We start from the raw sequence: 232 nt of genomic DNA, 5'->3' as shown, positions 1-232 counted from the left end.
GGTACGCATCAGACCATCGCGGACCATCTGACTGCCGACAAGCTGGCCATGCTGGCTCAGGTACTGCCACAGAGCTATTACGACAACGATCCGCTCAATGATACGGAGCAGCTGTCCAGTCCAGTGCTGTCTGGCCCCGCGACTCTGATGCTGGCACGTAAAGACGGCGATATCACCGCATTGGCCCTGCAGATCAGCATCGCGGGCTGGGGCGGCATCATCGATATGATTA

1 pseudogene is annotated in these 232 nt (G+C 58.2%); it reads left to right on the top strand.

The features are described from left to right. Positions 1 to 232: pseudogene (locus tag Q4563_RS22945) on the top strand (electron transport complex subunit RsxG); the annotation flags it as partial.

The sequence above is a fragment of the Gilvimarinus sp. 1_MG-2023 genome, from assembly GCF_030548285.1.
The sequence above is the reverse complement of the archived record's forward strand: the minus strand, read 5'-3'. Positions and strand labels throughout refer to the sequence as shown.